This window comes from Paucibacter sp. M5-1 (assembly GCF_027498415.2).
Classification (GTDB): domain Bacteria; phylum Pseudomonadota; class Gammaproteobacteria; order Burkholderiales; family Burkholderiaceae_C; genus Roseateles_E.
The window spans coordinates 471,796-490,462 of sequence record NZ_JAPZLM020000001.1 but is presented as its reverse complement, the minus strand read 5'-3'; the positions used below and the strand labels follow the sequence as shown (position 1 = coordinate 490,462).

The 18,667-nt window shown below is 69.7% G+C and carries 21 protein-coding genes; 6 read left to right on the top strand and 15 right to left on the bottom strand.

Features of this window, described 5'->3' with window-relative positions; genetic code table 11:
• Positions 1-22: 22 nt before the first annotated feature.
• From O5M90_RS02235 to O5M90_RS02210, 6 genes are all read right to left on the bottom strand, one after another.
• Positions 23-1,180, bottom strand: coding sequence for an efflux RND transporter periplasmic adaptor subunit (locus tag O5M90_RS02235; protein WP_137940594.1), 1,158 nt, complete (start codon positions 1,178-1,180; stop codon positions 23-25).
• Positions 1,181-1,272: 92 nt separating this feature from the next.
• Entirely contained in the window at positions 1,273-2,481 is a 1,209-nt protein-coding gene (locus tag O5M90_RS02230; RefSeq protein ID WP_137940595.1) for an MFS transporter, read from the bottom strand.
• Between the two features lie 2 nt (positions 2,482-2,483).
• Complete coding sequence (aroC, locus tag O5M90_RS02225) at positions 2,484-3,581, bottom strand: chorismate synthase (protein ID WP_262972968.1); 1,098 nt, start codon at positions 3,579-3,581, stop codon at positions 2,484-2,486.
• 61 nt (positions 3,582-3,642) lie between these two features.
• Entirely contained in the window at positions 3,643-4,407 is a 765-nt protein-coding gene (locus O5M90_RS02220; protein ID WP_269841595.1) for an alpha/beta fold hydrolase, read from the bottom strand.
• A gap of 21 nt (positions 4,408-4,428) precedes the next feature.
• Positions 4,429-5,730, bottom strand: coding sequence for a 3-deoxy-D-manno-octulosonic acid transferase (locus O5M90_RS02215; protein WP_269841596.1), 1,302 nt, complete (start codon positions 5,728-5,730; stop codon positions 4,429-4,431).
• Positions 5,727-7,124 (bottom strand): phosphomannomutase/phosphoglucomutase, encoded by a 1,398-nt coding sequence (locus O5M90_RS02210; RefSeq protein ID WP_440401793.1) that lies wholly within the window; start codon positions 7,122-7,124, stop codon positions 5,727-5,729. Before O5M90_RS02210 ends, O5M90_RS02215 begins: the two co-directional genes overlap by 4 nt.
• A 192-nt stretch (positions 7,125-7,316) precedes the next feature.
• Between O5M90_RS02210 and O5M90_RS02205 the strand changes: the two genes are divergently transcribed.
• Genes O5M90_RS02205 through O5M90_RS02195 form a run of 3 tightly spaced genes read left to right on the top strand, consistent with a single transcriptional unit; the run spans position 7,317 to position 9,585 of the window.
• Positions 7,317-8,453, top strand: a complete 1,137-nt coding sequence (locus O5M90_RS02205) for a sensor histidine kinase (protein ID WP_269841597.1) — start codon at positions 7,317-7,319, stop codon at positions 8,451-8,453.
• Positions 8,450-9,214, top strand: coding sequence for a LytR/AlgR family response regulator transcription factor (locus O5M90_RS02200; protein WP_269841598.1), 765 nt, complete (start codon positions 8,450-8,452; stop codon positions 9,212-9,214). The genes O5M90_RS02205 and O5M90_RS02200 overlap by 4 nt, the downstream gene beginning before the upstream one ends.
• A gap of 53 nt (positions 9,215-9,267) precedes the next feature.
• The gene (locus O5M90_RS02195; protein ID WP_137940885.1) at positions 9,268-9,585 is read left to right on the top strand and encodes a DMT family transporter; all 318 of its coding nucleotides are present in this window, start codon (positions 9,268-9,270) and stop codon (positions 9,583-9,585) included.
• Between the two features lie 18 nt (positions 9,586-9,603).
• Here O5M90_RS02195 and O5M90_RS02190 read toward each other — a convergent pair whose 3' ends face one another.
• Both O5M90_RS02190 and O5M90_RS02185 read right to left on the bottom strand, forming a co-directional pair.
• Positions 9,604-10,167: a hypothetical protein gene (locus O5M90_RS02190; protein WP_269841599.1), complete on the bottom strand. Its 564-nt coding sequence runs from the start codon at positions 10,165-10,167 to the stop codon at positions 9,604-9,606.
• 85 nt (positions 10,168-10,252) lie between these two features.
• Positions 10,253-10,621, bottom strand: coding sequence for a VOC family protein (locus O5M90_RS02185; protein WP_137940602.1), 369 nt, complete (start codon positions 10,619-10,621; stop codon positions 10,253-10,255).
• Positions 10,622-10,866: 245 nt separating this feature from the next.
• On the opposite strand from O5M90_RS02185, the gene O5M90_RS02180 reads away from it, so the two are divergent.
• The 3 genes from O5M90_RS02180 to O5M90_RS02170 are packed head-to-tail and all read left to right on the top strand — an operon-like array spanning position 10,867 to position 13,791.
• A complete protein-coding gene (locus O5M90_RS02180; RefSeq protein WP_269841600.1) occupies positions 10,867-12,399 on the top strand; it encodes a DNA-3-methyladenine glycosylase 2 family protein in 1,533 nt (510 codons plus the stop codon).
• Positions 12,396-12,908, top strand: a complete 513-nt coding sequence (locus tag O5M90_RS02175) for a methylated-DNA--[protein]-cysteine S-methyltransferase (protein WP_269841601.1) — start codon at positions 12,396-12,398, stop codon at positions 12,906-12,908. The genes O5M90_RS02180 and O5M90_RS02175 overlap by 4 nt, the downstream gene beginning before the upstream one ends.
• 7 nt (positions 12,909-12,915) lie before the next feature.
• The gene (locus tag O5M90_RS02170; RefSeq protein ID WP_440401792.1) at positions 12,916-13,791 is read left to right on the top strand and encodes a DMT family transporter; all 876 of its coding nucleotides are present in this window, start codon (positions 12,916-12,918) and stop codon (positions 13,789-13,791) included.
• Between the two features lie 5 nt (positions 13,792-13,796).
• On the opposite strand, the gene O5M90_RS02165 is transcribed toward O5M90_RS02170, so the two are convergent.
• From O5M90_RS02165 to mltG, 7 genes are all read right to left on the bottom strand, one after another.
• Positions 13,797-14,024: a hypothetical protein gene (locus O5M90_RS02165; protein ID WP_137940605.1), complete on the bottom strand. Its 228-nt coding sequence runs from the start codon at positions 14,022-14,024 to the stop codon at positions 13,797-13,799.
• A gap of 108 nt (positions 14,025-14,132) precedes the next feature.
• Complete coding sequence (locus O5M90_RS02160; RefSeq protein WP_269841603.1) at positions 14,133-14,771, bottom strand: ankyrin repeat domain-containing protein; 639 nt, start codon at positions 14,769-14,771, stop codon at positions 14,133-14,135.
• Positions 14,768-15,559 (bottom strand): TatD family hydrolase, encoded by a 792-nt coding sequence (locus O5M90_RS02155; RefSeq protein WP_269841604.1) that lies wholly within the window; start codon positions 15,557-15,559, stop codon positions 14,768-14,770. The genes O5M90_RS02160 and O5M90_RS02155 overlap by 4 nt, the downstream gene beginning before the upstream one ends.
• Complete coding sequence (locus O5M90_RS02150; protein WP_137940608.1) at positions 15,560-15,949, bottom strand: PilZ domain-containing protein; 390 nt, start codon at positions 15,947-15,949, stop codon at positions 15,560-15,562.
• 38 nt (positions 15,950-15,987) lie between these two features.
• Entirely contained in the window at positions 15,988-17,004 is a 1,017-nt protein-coding gene (locus tag O5M90_RS02145; protein WP_269841605.1) for a DNA polymerase III subunit delta', read from the bottom strand.
• Positions 16,998-17,627, bottom strand: coding sequence for a dTMP kinase (tmk, locus tag O5M90_RS02140; RefSeq protein WP_269841606.1), 630 nt, complete (start codon positions 17,625-17,627; stop codon positions 16,998-17,000). The genes O5M90_RS02145 and tmk overlap by 7 nt, the downstream gene beginning before the upstream one ends.
• Positions 17,628-17,631: 4 nt before the next feature.
• Positions 17,632-18,624 carry an endolytic transglycosylase MltG gene (gene mltG, locus O5M90_RS02135; protein ID WP_432767448.1) on the bottom strand — a complete coding sequence of 331 codons (993 nt, stop codon included), beginning with the start codon at positions 18,622-18,624 and terminating at the stop codon, positions 17,632-17,634.
• Positions 18,625-18,667: the final 43 nt, after the last annotated feature.

Here is an 18,667-nt window from a genome sequence, read left to right as displayed (position 1 = left end):
ACTCCTCTTTCTTTTTTATGTTTTATTGAGCGGCTGCGCTGCTGGCGGCGCTGGCGACCTTGTTGGCCTTGCTCGCGACGATGCTGGCCTTGGCCCCCTCGCGCAGATTGTCGAAGCGCGCCGCCAGCACCTGGGCCTCGGGCGCCAAGCCTTGCAGGATCTCGACCCGGCCTTCGCGCGCGTCCTTGCGGCCGGTCGTCACGATGCGCCGCACCAGCGCGCCCTGCTCGATCATCCAGACCTGCTCCTGGCCGGAGTTGCTGCTGATCGCCCCCTGCGGCACGGTCAGGCGCCGGGTCTCGTCGGGCAGCTCGACCCGCGCCACCGCATACTGGCCGGCGCGGAACAGCTCCTTGGGATTGGCCAGCTCCAGCGTCACGACGATGGAGCGGGTGCCCGGCTCGGCGGCCGGCGCGATGCGGGCGATCTGGGCCTCGACGGTCTCGTCCACGCCCTCGACCCGCACCTGCACCGCCATGCCGGGCTTGAGCCGGCTGACCTCGTGCGTGCCGACCAGGCCGGCCAGTTCCAGCTTGCTCAGATCGACGATGGACAGGATCTGCTGTTCTTCGGCGAGCTTCTCGCCCGGCAGCGCATGGCGCTTGGACACCAGGCCGTTGATCGGCGCGATCAGCGCCGCCTGGCGCAGCAGCACCTGGCTGGTGTCGAGCTGGGCCTTGGCGGCCAAGGTCTGGGCGCGTGCGGCTTCGAGCGCGGCGCGCGAGGTTTCCAGCGCGGTCGGCGCGATGAAGTTCTGCGCCGCCAGGCCCTCGTTGGCCTGGTGCTGGCGCTCGGCCTGGGCCTGCTGGGCGCGCGCCGATTCCACCGTGGCGCTGCGCTCGGCCACGCGCAGCCTTTGTTCTTCCAGGTCCACCTGACCCAGTGCCTGGCCGGCGCGCACCCGGCTGCCCTCCCCCACCGACAGGCTCAGCAAGGTGCCGCTGGCCTTGCTGCGCACGATCACCGTGCCCGGCGCCACCAGCGGACCCGAAAACTCGATCAAGCCGGGCATCGCCGCCAGGCTGGGCTTGACCACCTCGGAGGGCACGAACTCCAGCGCCACCTGGGCCTTCTTGTCCTCGCCCTTCTTGTCATCCCCCTTGGACGCCCAGACCGCCACGCCCGCGCCGCCGGCCAGCACCACGGCCGCCAATCCCCCATAAAGCCATTGCTTGCGCATGGTCTACCCCACTTCTGTCTCTAGCCGAAAGTGGCCGCAGTGTAGGGAGATGATTCTGAACTTAAAGAGGCGCTGCGACGAACTGCAGATTGCTAGGCACGACTTGCGTTGGACACAGACAAGTCCAGTTGCTCGTGCCGGTGGCTGAGCCAGCAGCACCAGGCCCCGCCGAGTGCGGCAACGCTGGCGGCCCAGAACACCGCCGCATAGCCCCAGCGCGCCGCCAGCCAGGCCCCGCCCAGGCCGCCGATCACACCCGAGAAGCCATAGCCCAGCACCGAATACAGGGCCTGGCCGCGGCCGCGCAGCCGGCCCGGAAAGTAGCGCGTGATCAGGCTGATGCAAACCGTGTGCTGGGCCGCGAAGGTGATCGCGTGCAGGCATTGCGCCAGCACCAGCACCCACAGGCTGGCGCCGAAGCCGGCCGTCAGCGCAAAGCGCAGCGCGCTCAGCAGCGCCGCCGCCAGCAGCCAGCGATGCGGCGCCGCGCGGTCCAGCAGCCGGCCCTGGAAACCGAACCAGGCAATCTCGGCCAGCACCGAGGCCGCCCACAGCAGCCCCACCCATTGCTTGCCATAGCCCAGCGCATCCAGATAGAGGCTGAAGAAGGCATAGAGCGCGGCATGGGCCAGCACGGTCAGGAACACGCCGGCAAAGAACCAGCGCACCGCCGGCCGACGCAGCACCGCGCCGATCGGCTCGCCGGCCTCCTGCGCATGCACGGCCGCCGGCTGCTGCGGCAGCCGCCAGGCCGCCAGCACGATCAGGCCCAGCAGCACCAGCGTGGTGGCCGCGAAGGCGCGCAGGCCGACCTGCTGATACCACCAGCCCGCCAGCACCACGCTGGCCAGAAAACCCACCGAGCCCCAGACCCGCACCCGGCCGTAGCGGCGCACATCCATCGCCCCGTCGGCGCGCATCAGCTGGGCCGCGACCACGGTCTCGGTCAGCGGCACGATGGCGGCATTGAAGCTGAACATCAGGAACACCGAGGCCGCCAGCAGCGCGAAATGCGGCGGCAGCACAAAGCCGATCGCGGCCACGAAGCTGGCCAGCGCGGCCCAGCGGATGATGGCCACGCGCTGGCCCGTGCGGTCGGCCAGCGCGCCCCACAGATAGGGTGCGAACAGCCGCGTCCAGCTCTGCAGCGAGACCAGCAGGCCGATTGCGAACACCGACAGCCCCAGCTCCTTGTACCAGAGCGGCGCATAGGGATTGAAGCCGCCGATGGCGGCGAAATAGGCGCAGGACAGCGCCGCACTGGCCGCCAGCGTGCGGCGCGAGGCCGCTGCCTCGGCCATGCTCAGCGGCTGGCGGGGATGGGCGGGATCGGCAGCGTCACATCGCCGCACTGGGCGCGGTGGCGCAGCGCATGGTCCATCAGCACCAGGGCCAGCATGGCCTCGGCGATCGGCGTCGCGCGTATGCCCACGCAGGGGTCGTGGCGGCCGAAGGTCTCGACCTGGGTCGGGTTGCCGGCCCGGTCGATCGAGGCCTTGGGCGTACGGATCGAGCTGGTCGGCTTGATCGCGATCGAGGCCCAGATGTCCTGGCCGGTCGAGATGCCGCCCACCATGCCACCGCTGTGATTGCTGGCAAAGCCGGCCGGGCTCAGCTCGTCGCCATGGTGGCTGCCGCGCTGGCCCACCACCGCGAAGCCGTCGCCGATCTCGACGCCGCGCACCGCATTGATGCCCATCAGCGCATAGGCGATCTCGGCGTCGAGCTTGTCGAACAGCGGCTCGCCCAGTCCCACCGGCACGCCGGTGGCCTCGACCCGGATGCGCGCGCCGACCGAATCGCCGTCACGGCGCAGCGCGTCCATATAGGCCTCGAGCTCGGCAATCTTGCTGCTATTGGCCGCGAAGAAGGGGTTGTTGCCCACATGCTCCCAGCCCTCGAACGGGATCTCCAGCTCGCCCAGCTGCGTCATGCAGCCGCGGAATTCGGTACCGAATTTTTCCTTCAGCCATTTGCGCGCCACCGCGCCGGCACCGACCATCGGAGCGGTCAGCCGCGCCGAGGCCCGGCCGCCGCCGCGCGGGTCGCGCAGCCCGTACTTGCGCCAGTAGCTGTAGTCGGCATGGCCGGGTCGGAAGGTGTCGAGGATATTGCCGTAGTCCTTGCTGCGCTGATCGGTATTGCGGATCAAGAGGCAGATCGGTGTGCCGGTGGTCAGGCCCTCATAGACGCCGGACAGGATCTCGACCGCATCGGGCTCGTTGCGCTGGGTCACATGGCGGCTGGTGCCAGGGCGACGGCGGTCCAGCTCGGGCTGGATATCGGCCTCGCTCAAGCGCATCCCGGGCGGGCAGCCATCGATCACGCAACCGATCGCAGGCCCATGGCTTTCGCCGAAATTGGTGACGCGGAACAACTCGCCGAAGGTGCTGCCTGACATGGATTGCGTGCCTAGATCTCGATGCGGGAGGCGCCGATTCTACGGGCGTGCTTGCGCGCCTTCACCCCTGCCCTTGAGCGAGTACCTGTCGCAATGCCTCGATCACCAAGGCCGGCTCCGACATCTGCGGGAAATGCCCGCTGCGCTCGGCCAGCAGCTGGACGCCTTGCGGTGACAGTGCCAGCAGGCCTTGCTGGTGGCGCCGGCGCAGGTCCAGCGCGGCGGCCGACGTCATCCAGCCGGGCAGGGTCTTGGCGCCGGTGATCACCCGCAGCGGCACGGCAGGGAACGGCGGCGCGGCGGCGATCTGGGCGACGGTCTGCCGCTCCTGGCTGACTTCGTCATTCGGGTCGGGGCGCGAGAACAGGTTCAGCAGCCGGTTGACGGCCCGCTGGGCCGCCGTCTGATGCTCGCGCATCGAACCGACATCGGCCGGCGCCGTGGCCTCCAGCAGCACGACGCCCATCACCTCCTCGGAGTGCAGGCGCGCAAACAGATTCGCATGCAGGCCGCCAAAGGAATGGCCCAGCAGCAGATAGGGGCCGGGCAGCGCCAGCGCGCCGAGCAGGCCGCGCAGCAGGGCCACCGCGGCCGCGCCGGTCTGCGGCGTGGTCGGTTTGGCGCTGCCGCCAACGCCGGGACGGTCATAGGCCAGCACCCGGCTGCCCAGCTGAGCGATCTGCGGATAGAGCTTGTACCAGGCCTCCAAGGGGCCGCCCGAACCGTTGATCAGCACGATGACCGGCCCCTCGCCCTCGCCCGCCAGCGTGTAGCACAGGCGCTGGCCGGCGATCATCAGTTCTTGCTTGCTCGGGAGATGTTTCATCGCTGGTTTGCGGTGTTGAAGTCAATGCGCTGGCATCAAGGCGAGCACCTCGCTCGCCATCCGGGCCGCCGCGCCGCCGTGCTGGGCGGCAAAGGCCTGAGCCTGTGCGCTGGCCTCGGCACGGCGCGCCGGCAGCAAGGCCAGATGCAGGGCCTGCACCAGGGCCTGCGGCATATCGGCCACCCGGCGCGCCGCGCCGGCCGCCTCGGCCAGCTCGGCCGCCTCGGCGAAATTGAAGGTGCTGGGGCCCATCACCAGCGGGCAGCCGCAGGCGGCCGCCTCGATCAGGTTCTGGCCGCCCAGCGGCGCGAAGCTGCCGCCCAGCAGGGCCACATCGGCCAGGCCGTAGTACAGCGCCATCTCGCGCATGCTGTCGCCCAGCCAGGCATCGGCCTGCCAGGCCTCGGTCGGGGGCAGGTCTTGCCAGGTGCTGCGCCGGGCCAGGCTCAGGCCCTGCCCGGTGATCAGCGCGGCCACCTCGTCAAAGCGCTGCGGATGGCGCGGCACGATCAGCAGCAGGGGCCGGTCGGCGCCGCGCACCGCGCGCCAAGCCTGCAGCAGCAGCGCCTCCTCGCCCTCGCGGCTGACGGCCAGCAGCAGCACCGGCCGCGCCAGCTGCGCTCGCCAGGCCCGGCCACGCGCCAGCAGCGTGGCATCGGGCTGCAGGTCGAACTTCAGATTGCCGCAGACCTCGATACGCGGCGCACCGCTGGCGCGCAGACGCTGCGCATCGGCCTCGGTCTGGGCCAGCACCAGGGCCAGACGCCGCGCCGCCGGGTGCAGCAGCCAGGCCAGACGCCGGCCCTGGCGCTCGCTCTTGGCCGACAGCCGGGCATTGGCCAGCACCATGGGCAGCCCGGCGCGGGCCGCCTCGTGCAGCAGCACCGGCCAGATCTCGGTCTCCATCAGCACGCCCGCCGCAGGCCGCCAATGGCGCAGAAAGCGCCGCACCGCGCCCGGTGTGTCATAGGGCAGCCAGGTCTGGGCATCGCCGGCCTGCAGCAGCTTGGCGCCAGCCGCCAGACCGGTGGCCGTGCTGTGGGTCAGCAGCAGGCGCAGCCCTGGGCGTTGCGCGCGCAAGGCCGCCAGCAACGCCGCGGCGGCCAGCGTCTCGCCCAGCGACACCGCATGGATCCACAAACGCCCGGTCTCACCGCTGGGCGCATCGAAGAACCCCAGCCGCTCGCCTAGGCGCTGCCGGTAGGCCGGCTCGGCGCCGCCACGCCGCCACAGGCGCAGCAGGTAGAGCGGCGTCAGCAGGCGCAACAGCGCCGCATAGACCCAGCGCGCCAGGGTCTCGGCCGGACGTTCCCGAGCGATCAATGGCCGGCCGCGAACACCGCGTCGGGCTTGATGCGCTTGAGCTGGGCCAGCACATCGTGCTGGATGCGCTCCAGCGCCTCGGGCGTGTGGCCCTCGAAGCGCAGCACCAGCACCGGCGTGGTGTTGGACGGACGGATCAGGCCGAAGCCGTCCTCGTACTCGACGCGCAGGCCGTCGATCGTGACCAGCTCTTTGGCGCCGGGGAAATCGGCCAGCGTGGCCAGGGCCTTGAGCTTGGTGACCACCTCGTGGTGCTCGCCCTCGGCGCAGGGCACATTGATCTCGGGCGTGTTGAAGCTGTTGGGCAGGGCCTTCAGCACCGCGCTCGGATCGGCCGAGCGCGACAGGATTTCCAGCAGGCGGCCGGCGGTGTACATCGCATCGTCGAAGCCGTACCAGCGCTCGCTGAAGAAGATATGGCCGCTGAGCTCGCCGGCCAGCGGCGCGCCGGTTTCCTTCAGCTTGGCTTTGGCCAGCGAGTGGCCGGTCATCCACATCAGCGGGCGGCCGCCATGCTCGCGGATCCAGGGTGCCAGGCGCTGCGTGCACTTGACGTCGAAAATGATCTCGGCGCCGGGCTGGCGCGTCAGGATATCGGCCGCGAACAGCATGATCTGGCGGTCCGGCATGATCATCTCGCCGTCCTTGGTGACCACGCCCAGGCGGTCGCCGTCGCCGTCGAAGGCCAGGCCCAGCTCGGCGTCGCAGGCATGGACGATGCGCTTGAGGTCTTCCAGATTCTCGGGGCGCGAGGGATCGGGATGGTGGTCGGGGAAGTCGCCATCGACCTTGGAGTAGATGTCGATCACCTCGCAGCCCAGTGCGCGCAGGATGGCCGGGGCGCTGGCGCCGGGGATGCCGTTGCCGCTGTCGACGACGATCTTCATCGGGCGCTTGAGCTTGCAGTCCTTGGCAATGCGGTGGGCGTATTCGGCGACGATATCCATCTGGGCCGCACGGCCCTTGCCGCTGGCGTAATCCTCAGCCTCGATGCGACGCTTCAGGCCCTGGATCTGCTCGCCATAAACGGCGGCGCCGGCCAGCACCATCTTGAAGCCGTTGTAATCCTTGGGGTTGTGGCTGCCGGTGACCATGATGCCGGACTTGCAGCCGTGCTTGGCGCGGGTCGCGGCCACGTAGTACAGCATCGGGGTCGTGACCGCGCCGAGGTCCACCACGTCCAGGCCGGTCGACTGCAGGCCGCGGATCAGCGCCGCCACCAGGCCGGGGCCGGAGAGGCGGCCGTCGCGCCCCACCGCCACCGCCTTCTCGCCAACGGCCTTGGCCTCGGTGCCGAAGGCACGGCCCAGGTGCTCGGCCAGCTCTTCGTTCAAGGTCTGACCGACCACACCACGGATGTCATAGGCCTTGAAGATGGAGGCGTGTACTTGCATGAGTTCCCTTTGTTGCGTTGCTTGTGATCGTCTTGCCCTGTGCGGGCTCGGGCGGATTGTAGGCAAGCCCCGTGCCAGTTCTGAGCGGCGGCCGGTACAAACAAGGGACGCCTGCCGTCGATTCGTCGCCGCCGCTGTCCAGTCGTCGCTTGCTGGCCGCCGGGGCAGCGCCGCGCTTTCTACACTGGCGACATGACAATTCAACAAGAACTCGCCACCGCCTGGCGCCGGCAATGGCGGCTGAGCAAGCAGCGCGACGAGGCACTGTGGGCCCGGCTGCTGATCAACGCCCTGCTGGCGCTGGGCTTTGGCCTGGCGGTCACCGGGCTGGCGCTGCTGCTCAATGCCCGGGTGATGCAGTCCGGCGCCTGGATCCATGTGCTGCAGGAGAACCTGATCATCTCCGGCTGCGTCAGCTTCACCATCATGGCCGGCTACCGGCTGCTGGAGCTCGCGCTCAGCGAGGCCTGGCTGGCCCGCCTCAATGCCGACCGTGGCGGGCTGTCGGTGCTGGTGCACGCCGGCCTGGTCATCGTCTGCATGCTGCTCGGTGGTGCGCTGGGCCTGACCCTGCTGGGCTGGCTGCTGCAGCTCGACAGCTGGGCCTTCATTGCGCGCCGGCCGCAGACGGTGCTGGAGTTCCTCGTCATCGGCCTGGTGATCTCGCTGATCTCCAGCCTGTGCTGGCAATGGCGGCTGCGCGCCCAGGCCCGCCAGCTGCGCGCCACCGAAGCCCAGCTGAAGCTGCTGCAGGCGCAGATCGAGCCACATTTCCTGTTCAACACCCTGGCCACCGTGCACAGCCTGATGGAGCAGGACGCGCCGCGCGCCAAGCGCATGCTGGAATCCTTCACCGACTATCTGCGTGCCAGCCTGGGCCAGCTGCGCAGCGCCGATGCGACGCTGGCCACCGAGCTGGCGATGGCCGACAGCTATCTGCAGCTGATGCAGGCCCGCATGGACGAGCGGCTGCGCTATGTCATCAGCGCCGAGCCGGCCGCCCGCGAGGCCTTGCTGCCGCCGCTGCTGCTGCAGCCGCTGATCGAGAACGCCATCCATCACGGGCTGGAGCCCAAGCTGGATGGCGGTCAGGTCAGGGTCAGCGCCACGCTCGCCGAGGGCCGCTTGCGCATCGAGATCGCCGATGACGGGCTCGGCCTGAACGCCGCCCCCCGGGCGCGCCGCGGCGGCCATGGTCTGGCGCTGGAGAATATCCGCGCCCGCCTGCAGGCCCGCCATGGCGACGCCGCCGCTTTGCAGCTGCAGGCCGCCGCCGGTGGCGGCACCCTGGCCATCCTGACCCTTCCCTTCATCACCCAGACCCCATGAACCCAGTCCGTGCCCTGATCGCCGATGACGAACCCCATCTGGCCCAGTACCTGAAGACCCAGCTGACCCAGCTCTGGCCCGAGCTGGAGATCGTCGCGGTGGTGAAGAACGGCGTCGAAGCCGCCGCCCAGATCGCCGCGCTGGCGCCCGACATCGCCTTTCTGGACATCCAGATGCCCGGCCTGAGCGGCCTGGAGGTGGCCCAGGGCATCGAGGGCGCGACCCGCGTGGTCTTCGTCACCGCCTATGACGAGTATGCGGTCGAGGCCTTCGAGCAGGCCGCGCTCGACTATGTCTGCAAGCCCGTCAAGACCGAGCGCCTGGCCAAGACGGTCGAGCGCGTCAAGGCCGCGCTGCGGGCCGCACCGGCCGAGCCCGACGGCGCGCTGGCCGCGACGCTGCAGCGCCTGCTGCAGGAACAGCAGCCGGCCCCACCGCGCCTGCGCTATGTGCGGGCCAGCCAGGGCGAGCTGATGCACCAGATCGATCTGGCCGAGGTGCTGTTCTTCCATGCCGACGAGAAGTACACCGTCGTGCAGACCCAGGCCGCCGAATACCTGATACGCACCGCCATCGTCGAGCTGATGCCCCAGCTCGACCCCGAGCAGTTCTGCCAGATCCACCGCTCCACCGTCGTCAATCTGGCCCATCTGGCCGGCACCCGCCGCGACGAGGCCAGCCGGCTGTTCGTGCGCATCAAAAACCACGCCCGCGAGCTGCCGGTCAGCCGCGCCTATGTCCATCTGTTCAAGGCCATGTGATCCCTATGTCAACAGACTCTAGCCTGCAAACCCTGTTGAAGAACCCCGTCACCCTGGCCTGGGCGGCGCTGCTGCTGGCCGGCCTACTGGAGATCGTCTGGGCCACCGCGATGAAGGCCTCCGAGGGCTTCACCCGCATGGGCATGGCGGCCCTGTGCTTCGCCGCCGCCTCGGCCAGCTTCGCGCTGCTGGGCCTGGCGATGAAGCAGCTGCCGCTGGGCACTGCCTACGCCGTCTGGACCGGCATCGGTGCCGTCGGCGCCGCCCTGCTGGGCATTCTTGTGTTCAAGGAGCCGGCGACACTGGCCCGTATCGTCTGCATTGCGATGATTCTGGGCGGGATTGTGGGCTTGAAGGTGTTGAGTCGCTGAGCTGGGAGCGGCACAGGCTCACACCCGCTGGCCGACGCCGGGGCCGGCTTGATTCAACGCCTCGCTCAGCGCGGCGTTGATCTGGCGGATCAAGCGCCAATGAACGATCCACAGCGGCAGGGCCAGCGCGCCGGCAATCGAGCCGATCGAATGAGGCAGCAAAGACACGATCTGCGCCGCGCACCAGCCCAGGCCGGACACCATGCCGAAGCTCTTGAACCGATGAAGCGCGGCATTGCCGACAGCCTCCTGCCGTAGGGACCCGGCCACGTTGGCGACGATGAAGAAGTCTTCGACGAAGTTGTAGGGGATCAGAAACATCAGCCAAACACTTCGTGGCGAAGCCTTTCGCGCGCCGGGACTCACCAGGCCCAGGCAGCGATACAGATCGCGGCAGTACAGAAAGACCGCCGCCAAAAACGTGGCGACAAGCACAAGGCTCCCAAACACGCCGAGGGTTTCAACCTCCTTGAAAACACCGCCGTCTGCGGCCGGATTCAGGAAGGGATAGGCCAAGGCATAGGCCACCGGGATCGTCAGCGCGACCTTGATGACGATGAGCGCGAGGTTCTTCATGCTCATGCCGGGCGATTGATGCTGGCTCGCCCGGCCCGGATTCGAAGACTCTGCGTCGTGGTTCGCATCACCACCGCTCCTGGGGCAAGACTCATGCGACGTTCTGGCCAATACGCCACAGCACGCCCGAGGGATCGGTGAGACAGAAATCCCGCATCCGCCAGGGCTGGCTCTCGACATCCGAGACCTTGACGCCGTACTTGGTGCTCACGCCGCTTTGCTGGACCCTGTCCCACCATGCCTCAACATCCTCGACCAGGATGTGCATCATGAAATTCTCGGCCAGCCCTTCGGCACAGAAGTCTTGAAGCAGAAAGCTGACGTGATCCCAGTGGAAGTAGGCGACACCGCCGCCCTCCGACGCCATGGTGAAGCCCAGGTCTTGGTAGAACTGCTTGGAAAGATTGAAGTCCTTCGACGGCACAAAGGCCTTGATCTCGGTGACGCGGAGATTGGGCATGGTGATCTTGTCCTTCGGCGCCTACATGGTTTCCGCCAAGTTGCGGCGGGGATGTCGTCTCGCCAGCTGCTGCGCGGCGACGAGCCTGCGGCCGCGATTCTCACTTGGAATCCCGGGGCGACGGCCCCCTCTGAAGAGGGACGGCGTGGCAGGCCCCGGCGGATGACAGCTGGCCGAGGATGCCTCCCCATCCAGATGTCCGTTTCCGGCCAGCCAGCGCCCCGCATCTGCCTATCATCGCGGCCATGGATGCCACTTCCCCCGCCCGCGCTGCCGATCTGGACCCGGCTCACTGCTACCCCGCCCTGCTGGCCCGCGATGCGCGCTTTGATGGGCACTGGTTTGTCGGCGTCACCTCGACCGGCATCTACTGCCGCCCGGTCTGCCGGGTGCGCGCGCCCAAGCGCGAAAACTGCCGCTTCTATGCCTCGGCGGCCCAGGCCGAGGCCGCGAGCTTTCGGCCCTGCATGAAATGCCGGCCCGAGCTGGCGCCGGCCGCCGGCGGGCTGGCCTGGAGCGTGATGGACGCCTCGCGCACGCTGGCCCGGGCGGCGGCCCGTTGGCTGGACGACTGCAGCGACGAGCAGGCCTCGATGGAAGACCTGGCCGCCCATCTGGGCATCACCAGCCGCCATCTGCGCCGCATCTTCGCGGCCGAGCACGGGGTCACGCCGCTGCAGTATCTGCAGACCCGCCGCCTGCTGCTGGCCAAGCAGCTGCTCAGCGACACCACGCTGGCGATCACCGAGGTGGCCCATGCGGCCGGTTTTGCCAGCCTGCGGCGCTTCAACGCCGCCTTCATCGAGCACTACCGGCTGCAGCCCGGCGCGCTGCGCAAGCAGAGCAGCGCCGCCGACACCGGCGCTGCTACCGGCACCCTGCTGCGCCTGGGCTACCGCCCGCCTTATGCGGTGGACGCGCTGCTGGGCTTTCTGGCGCCGCGCGCGGTCGGCGGCGTCGAGCATGTGGACCCGCTCAAGCGCCGCATCGAGCGCACGCTGAGCCTGATGCACCGGGGCCGGCTGCACAGCGGCTGGCTCAGTGTGAGCTTCGACACGCAGCGCCACCAGGCCCTGGTCAGCCTGTCGCCGGGCCTGTGGCCGGCCATCGCGAGCCTGCTGCCGTGGCTGCGGCGCTGGCTGGATCTGGACGCCGAGCCCAGTCGCATCGACGCGGCGCTGAAACCGGCCCTGGGCGAGCCGGCGGCCGAGGAGCTGGGCCTGCGCCTGCCCGGCTGCCTGGACCGCTACGAGCTGGCGGTGCGCGCGGTGCTGGGCCAGCAGGTCACGGTAGCGGCCGCCCGCACCCTGGCGGCGCGCCTGGTGGCCCGCTTCGGCACGCCGCTGGCCGGCGCGCCCGATGAGCGCATTGCCCGCCTGTTCCCCGGCCCGGAACGCATGGCCAGGGCCGAGGTCGGCGAGATCGCCGAGCTGGGCATCATCCGCCGCCGCGCCGAGACCCTGGTCGCGCTGGCCCAGGCCTGGCCGGGGCTGGCCTATGCGCGCCAGCAGGGCACGGTGGACGAGGCGCTGGCCGAGCTCTGCGCCCTGCCCGGCATCGGCCCCTGGACCGCCCACTACATGCTGATGCGTGGCTGGAGCTGGCCCGATGCCTTCCCGCCGGGCGATGTGGTGCTGAAAAAAGCCCTGAGCCCCGATCCCGAACGGCCGCTGAGCCCGACCGCCTATGCACAGGCCGCGCTGGCCTTCCAGCCCTATCGCAGCTATGCGGTGCTGCGCCTGTGGCGCGCCGCCGCGATCAAGGACAAGAAATCATGAGCACCCGATCCACGCACCATGTCCTGCAATGCCGGATCGACACGCCTTTGGGCGCGATGACGGCCACGCGCAGCGCGCGCGGCCTGTCGGGCCTGTGGTTCGACGCGCAGAAGCACCATCCCGGCGCGCTGGACCTGCCGAGCGCACCGGATGATGCGCTGTTCGCACAGCTGAGAGCCGCACTGCGGGCCTATTTCGAGGGCCAGGGCTTGCCGCAAGACCTGGCGCTGGACCCGCAAGGCACGCCCTTCCAGCAGCAGGTCTGGCAAGCCCTGCTGGCGATACCGGCCGGCGCCAGCCGCAGCTACGGTGAGCTGGCGCGCCAGCTGGGCCGGCCGCTGGCGGTGCGGGCGCTGGGCGCGGCGGTGGGGCGCAATCCGCTCTCCATCCTGATACCCTGCCACCGCGCGCTCGGGGCCAGCGGGGCCCTGACCGGTTATGCCGGGGGCCTGGCGCGCAAGACCGCCTTGCTGCGCCTGGAAGGTGCGGCCTTCAAAGAAGCCGCCTGAGTCCTTGATGAAACCTTTTGATATCGCCGAACTGCTGTTGCTGGCCGCCATCTGGGGCGCGTCCTTTCTGTTCATGCGTCTGGGTGCGCATGAGTTCGGCCCGATCGCGATGGCGGCGGTGCGCGTCGGCGGGGCCAGCCTGATGCTGCTGCCGCTGCTGGCGGCCCGGCAGGGACTGAGCGAGCTCGGGCGCGAATGGCGGCCGCTGCTGGCCGTGGGCCTGCTCAACAGCGCCCTGCCTTTTGCGCTGTTCAGCTTTGCTGCGCTGTCGATCACGGCCGGCCTGTCCAGCATCCTGAACGCGACCACGCCGCTGTGGGGTGCCATCGTCGCCTGGATCTGGCTCGCGCAGCGCCTGAGTCTGCTGCGCTGCATCGGCCTGGCGCTGGGTTTTGCGGGGGTCTTGTTCCTGGCCTGGGACCAGGCCTCGTTCAAGCCCGGCGGCAGCGGCTGGGCCATCCTGGCCTGCCTGGGCGCGGCACTGAGCTACGGTGTGGCGGCCAATTACACCAAGCGATTCCTCGCGCATGTGAGCCCGCTGAGCGTGGCCACCGGCAGCCAGGTGTTTGCGGCGCTACTGCTGGCGCTGCCGGCCTTCTGGCTGTGGCCGGCCCAGCCGCCGAGCCTGCAGGCCTGGGTCGGCGTGCTGCTGCTGGCGCTGCTGTGCTCGGGCATCGCCTACATCCTGTTTTTCCGCCTGATGTCGCGCATCGGCGCGACCAACACGATCGCCGTGACCTTTCTGATCCCGGTGTTCGCGGTGCTGTGGGGCTGGTTGTTCCTGGCCGAGGCCTTCACGGCCCGCATGGCGCTGGGCTGCGCCGTCGTGCTGCTGGGCACGGCCTTGGCCGTCGGCCTGCTCGGCAAGCCGAACAAGGCCTGAATCGTTCAGAGCAGGTCTTCGGGCTCGGGTTCGGGCAGCGCGTCGATCAGGCGGTCGAAGTCGGCCGCGTCGCCCGGCGCCTTGGCAAGCAACGGCTTGTCCAGCGGGCGGTAGATGCGGCTGTGCAGGCGGTTCAGGCGCTCCGAGCTTTCGACGGCGCGCGCCACCTGCTGCGGGTCCAGCATCATCGCGAAGGGGTTGGCGGCGGCGGTGATGTGAGAGGCAAGGCGCATGGGTAACTCCGGTTGGCAGGGGCTATGGATCAGCCTTGGAGTCACTGTAGGGCTGTGCCGCTGCGCGCGGCAGTGGGCCGGGCGCCAAAGCGCGTGTCAGGCAAAGTCCTAGGGCTTGTCAGCCTGGGCGCGCAGCAGCTTGGCAAAGCGGTCGCGCCCGGCGCGCTCGGCGAAGTCGGCCGCCCGCAGGCCCTGCTCGTTCTGCAGCTGGGCCTTGGCGCCGGCCTTCAGCAGCAGCTCGGCCGTGCTGAGCCCGCCGTAGCCGGCCGCCATCATCAGCGGTGTGCTGCCATTGGGCGAGCGCGCGTCGATCTCGGCGCCCTGGCTCAGCAGCCAGGCCGCCACCCCTTCGTCGGGTCCGCTGCAGGCATAGTGCAAGGGGCTCCAGCCCTCACGATTGATCTGCGCGCCGCGCTGCACCAGCAGCCGGGCGGTGTCGAGCCGGCCGCGCAGCGCCGCCAGCATCAGCGGCGTCTCGCCGGCGGCATTGACCGCGTTGACATCCAGCGCCGGATGGCTCAGCAGGCTTTTGACGGCCTTGTCGCCATCGTCCTTCAAGGCGATGTGCAAGGGCGTCTGGCCCTGCTCGTCGCGCACATTGGGATCGCCCCCGCGCAGCAGCAGCACGCCGATGCGGTAGCCGTCATCGCGCATCGCCGCGTTCAGCAGGTCTTCGGCCGGCCCGGCCATGGCCAGTTCAGCGCCGGCCAGCAGCACCAGCGCGACCAGGCGCGGGACGCTTTTCATGGCAGACCGAACAAACGCCGGCAATTGGCCGAGGTCTGGGCCGCGACCTCGTCGACGCTGAGTCCACGCAGCTCGGCCAGTTGCTGGGCCACATAAGGCACATAGGCCGGGCTGTTGGTCTTGCCGCGATAGGGCGCCGGTGCCAGATAGGGGCTGTCGGTCTCGATCAGGATGCGGTCCAGCGGCAGCGCGGCGGCCACATCGCGCAGGTCCTGCGCGTTCTTGAAGGTCAGGATGCCGGAGAAGGAGATATAAAACCCCAGCTCGACGGCCGCCCAGGCCACCTCGGCGGTCTCGGTGAAGCAGTGGAACACGCCGGGACGCTCGCCCAGCGAACCACCCGCGGCGATCTCCTCGCGCAGCAGGCGCAAGGTGTCGGCCGAGCTGCTGCGGGTGTGGATGACCAACGGCTTGGCCGTGGCCCGCGCGGCGCGGATATGGCTGCGAAAACGCTCGCGCTGCCATTCCATCTCGTCGATGCTGCGACCGTTCAGGCGGTAGTAGTCCAGCCCGGTCTCGCCGATCGCGACCACCTTGGGATGCTGGGCCGCGGCCACCAGTTCCTCGACCGTGGGCTCATGCACCTCCTCATTGTCGGGATGCACGCCCACCGTGGCCCAGAGCTGGCTGTGGGCGGCCGCGATCTCGCTGACGGCGGGGAACTCCTCCATCGTCGTGCAAATGCAGATGGCCTGCTCGACGCGGGCGCTGGCCATCTCGGCCAGGATCTGCGGGAGATTGGCGCGCAGCTCGGGGAAACTCAGATGGCAGTGCGAATCGATGAACATCTAGATGGTCTGGGTCGGCTTGGCCGAGGAGATCGAAGTACCCAGCTGCTCCTCGATCCGGATCTTGATCAGCCGGTGCTTCTCGTCGCCGGGAAAGCGCACGCCCACCCCCTGGGTGCGGCCGCCCGAGGCATTGGGCGGCGTGATCCAGGCCACCTTGCCGGCCACCGGATAGCGCTGCGCATCATCGGGCAGGGACAGCAGCAGATAGATGTCCTCGCCAAGCTTGTAGTCGCGCGTGGTCGGCACGAACAGGCCGCCATCGGTGAACAGCGGGATGTAGGCGGCGTAGAGCGCGCCCTTCTCCTTGAACACCAGCTGGATCACGCTGGGCCTGGCGCCGGCGGCGGCTGGGGTCACGGGAGGTTTGGCGGGCGCGGCGTCACTCATGGGCAGCAGTGTAGCGAATGGCTTGCTCGTGGCTTGGTTCAAGCCCGCGCCGCACGGCGCCGGCCCTGCAAGGCCGACTGGCCCTGCAGCACCAGCGACTCCATCAGGAGCCCGGCATTGAGCGGATGGTCTTCATGGCGTGCGGCCTGCTGCAGCGCCAGGGCCCATTGCTGCAGCGGCGCGGACGGCCCCGGCGCCGGCAAGGCCTCGGGCGCGAAATAACGGGGTGGCGCGCCATGGCTCGTGCGCAGCAGGTCATGGCACAGGCGCTGCATCGCGTCGATCGCGCGCGGCACCGGCCAGTCCGAGATCGCCGCAACCTCGCCGCGCGCCAGCCGGGCCGGCAGCTGGGCCCAGGCGGCCGCCTTCAGCCCCTCCTCGCTCCAGCGCAAGGCCTCCTGCGGCCGCCCGCCGGCCGCCGCCAGCAAGACCTCGGCGCCGTCGACGCCCTGGGCCTGCAGCCAGGCCAGCGCCGGCTCCGGGGCCGGCAGGCCCAGCGGCACCGGCTGGCAGCGGCTGCGGATGGTCGGCAGCAGGCTTTCAGGCGCCGCGCTGGCCAGCGCGAAGCGCAGCACGCCGGCCGGCTCTTCCAGGGTCTTCAGCAGCGCATTGGCGGCCACCGTGTTCAAGGCCTCGGCCGGATAGACCACCACCACCTTGGCGCGGCCACGTGCCGAGGTGGCCTGAGCAAAACTCAGCATCTGGCGCACCGCCTCGACCTTGATCTCGCGGCTGGGCTTGGTCTTGCTTTCCTTGCTGCTCTCGCCTTCGTCGGCGGCCCAGCCCAGCGGCTCGCGCAAGGCCTCGGGGATCAGCAGCTGGAAATCCGGGTGGGTGCGCGACTGGAACAGCTTGCAACTGCCGCACTGGCCGCAGGCCCAGCCCGAGCCGGCAACCGGCGTCTCGCACAGCCAGGCCTGGGCCAGCAGCAGGGCCAGATCGAACTGGCCGACACCGGCCGGCCCTTGGATCAGTAGCGCGTGCGAGCGCGCGCGTGCGAGCGCCTCGGTCAGCGGCTCGGCCAGCCAAGGCAGGGCCAGGGTGTCCGTCACCATCCGCGCGACTCCAGCACGGCCGTGATCTGGGCCGCGACGCTGGCGATCGAGCCGCTGGCATCGATGCGGGCAAAGCGCGCGGGCGCGGCCGCGGCGCGCGCCGCATAGCCGGCACGCACCCGCTCGAAGAAGTCCAGGTCCTGCTGCTCGAAGCGGTCTGCCTCGCGTGCGGCGGCGCGGCGCTGCGCGGCGATCTCGGCCGGCAGGTCGAACCACAGGGTCAGGTCGGGCTGGCGGCCCTGCAGCACCCACTGCTCCAGGCTGCCCAGCACCGCCAGATCCATGCCGCGTCCATAGCCCTGATAGGCAAAGCTGGCGTCGGCAAAGCGGTCGCAGACGACGGTCTTGCCGGCGGCCAGCGCCGGCTCGATGACCTTGACCAGATGGTCGCGGCGGCCGGCAAACACCAGCAGCGCCTCGGTCAGCTCATCCATGCCGCTGTGCAGGAACAGGCCGCGCAGGGTCTCGGCCAGCGGCGTGCCGCCGGGCTCGCGGGTGTTGACCAGCTCGGCGCCGCGCTCGCGCAGGCGCTGGCTCAGGGCCTCGATATGGGTGGACTTGCCGGCACCGTCGATGCCTTCGAAGCTGATGAAGCGGGCGCTGCGGCCCAGGGCACTGTTCACGAAACTATTGACCACGCTGGTATTTGTTGACGGCGCGATTATGCGCGGCCAGGTCCTCGCTGAACTCGCTGCTGCCGTCGCCCCGGGCGACGAAGTACAGCGCTTTGCTGGCCGGCGGATGCAGGGTCGCCTGCAACGAGGCCACGCCGGGCATCGCAATCGGCGTCGGCGGCAGGCCGCCGCGGGTATAGGTGTTGAAAGGGGTGTCCGTCTGCAGGTCGCGGCGGCGCAGATTGCCGTCGAAAGCCTCGCCGAGGCCGTAGATCACGGTCGGGTCGGTCTGCAGCGGCATGCCGATGCGCAAGCGGTTGATGAAGACCGAGGCCACCAGGCCGCGGTCGGCCGCCGCGCCGGTCTCCTTCTCGACGATGGAGGCCAGGATCAGGGCCTCGTCGAGGCTCTTCAGCGGCAGGCCGTCGGCGCGGCCGGCCCAGGCCGATTCCAACCGGCGGGCCATCGCCGCATGGGCGCGCTTGAGCACGGTCAGGTCGCTGACGCCGCGGCTGTAGGCATAGGTGTCGGGGAAGAAGCGGCCTTCGGCCGGCATGCCGGGCGCGCCCAGCGCCGCCATGATCTGGGCCTCGCTCATGCCGGCCGTCGCCGGTTTGAGCGCCGGCGCCTTGGCCAGCGCGGCGCGGAACTGGCGGAAGGTCCAGCCCTCGATCAGGCGCACGACCTCCAGCACCTCGTCGCCGCGCACCATCTTGTTCAGCAGATCGCGCGGCGTCGCGCCCTGGTGGATCTCATAGCTGCCGGCGCGGATCTGGCGCGCCTGGCCCGACCAGCGGAACCACTGATAGAGCAGCCGCGCATCGGTGGCGACGCCCGCCGCCACCCAGGCCTGGGCCACCTGCTGCGGTGTGCTGCCCGGCTCGACGGACAGCTCCACCGCCGGCTTGTCCAGCGCCAGCGGCTGGTCCAGCCACCACCAGGCCGCGCCGGCGCCCGCCCCGGCCAGACCCAGGGCCAGCAGCAGCAGGCTCAGCAGCCAGCCCACGGCGCCGAGACCGGCGGAGCGTTTTCTTCTGTTGCGATGGCGG

Excerpts from the sequence above, each read along its gene's own strand:
- O5M90_RS02145 (WP_269841605.1), bottom strand. The coding sequence starts at position 17,004 with ATGGTGACGGACACCCTGGCCCTGCCTTGGCTGGCCGAGCCGCTGACC.
- O5M90_RS02170 (WP_440401792.1), top strand. The coding sequence starts at position 12,916 with ATGAAACCTTTTGATATCGCCGAACTGCTGTTGCTGGCCGCCATCTGG.
- O5M90_RS02185 (WP_137940602.1), bottom strand. The coding sequence starts at position 10,621 with ATGCCCAATCTCCGCGTCACCGAGATCAAGGCCTTTGTGCCGTCGAAG.
- O5M90_RS02160 (WP_269841603.1), bottom strand. The coding sequence starts at position 14,771 with ATGAAAAGCGTCCCGCGCCTGGTCGCGCTGGTGCTGCTGGCCGGCGCT.
- aroC (WP_262972968.1), bottom strand. The coding sequence starts at position 3,581 with ATGTCAGGCAGCACCTTCGGCGAGTTGTTCCGCGTCACCAATTTCGGC.
- O5M90_RS02155 (WP_269841604.1), bottom strand. The coding sequence starts at position 15,559 with ATGTTCATCGATTCGCACTGCCATCTGAGTTTCCCCGAGCTGCGCGCC.
- O5M90_RS02235 (WP_137940594.1), bottom strand. The coding sequence starts at position 1,180 with ATGCGCAAGCAATGGCTTTATGGGGGATTGGCGGCCGTGGTGCTGGCC.
- O5M90_RS02165 (WP_137940605.1), bottom strand. The coding sequence starts at position 14,024 with ATGCGCCTTGCCTCTCACATCACCGCCGCCGCCAACCCCTTCGCGATG.
- O5M90_RS02205 (WP_269841597.1), top strand. The coding sequence starts at position 7,317 with ATGACAATTCAACAAGAACTCGCCACCGCCTGGCGCCGGCAATGGCGG.
- O5M90_RS02230 (WP_137940595.1), bottom strand. The coding sequence starts at position 2,481 with ATGGCCGAGGCAGCGGCCTCGCGCCGCACGCTGGCGGCCAGTGCGGCG.
- O5M90_RS02200 (WP_269841598.1), top strand. The coding sequence starts at position 8,450 with ATGAACCCAGTCCGTGCCCTGATCGCCGATGACGAACCCCATCTGGCC.
- O5M90_RS02175 (WP_269841601.1), top strand. The coding sequence starts at position 12,396 with ATGAGCACCCGATCCACGCACCATGTCCTGCAATGCCGGATCGACACG.
- O5M90_RS02150 (WP_137940608.1), bottom strand. The coding sequence starts at position 15,949 with ATGAGTGACGCCGCGCCCGCCAAACCTCCCGTGACCCCAGCCGCCGCC.
- O5M90_RS02210 (WP_440401793.1), bottom strand. The coding sequence starts at position 7,124 with ATGCAAGTACACGCCTCCATCTTCAAGGCCTATGACATCCGTGGTGTG.
- O5M90_RS02180 (WP_269841600.1), top strand. The coding sequence starts at position 10,867 with ATGGATGCCACTTCCCCCGCCCGCGCTGCCGATCTGGACCCGGCTCAC.
- O5M90_RS02190 (WP_269841599.1), bottom strand. The coding sequence starts at position 10,167 with ATGAGCATGAAGAACCTCGCGCTCATCGTCATCAAGGTCGCGCTGACG.
- O5M90_RS02220 (WP_269841595.1), bottom strand. The coding sequence starts at position 4,407 with ATGAAACATCTCCCGAGCAAGCAAGAACTGATGATCGCCGGCCAGCGC.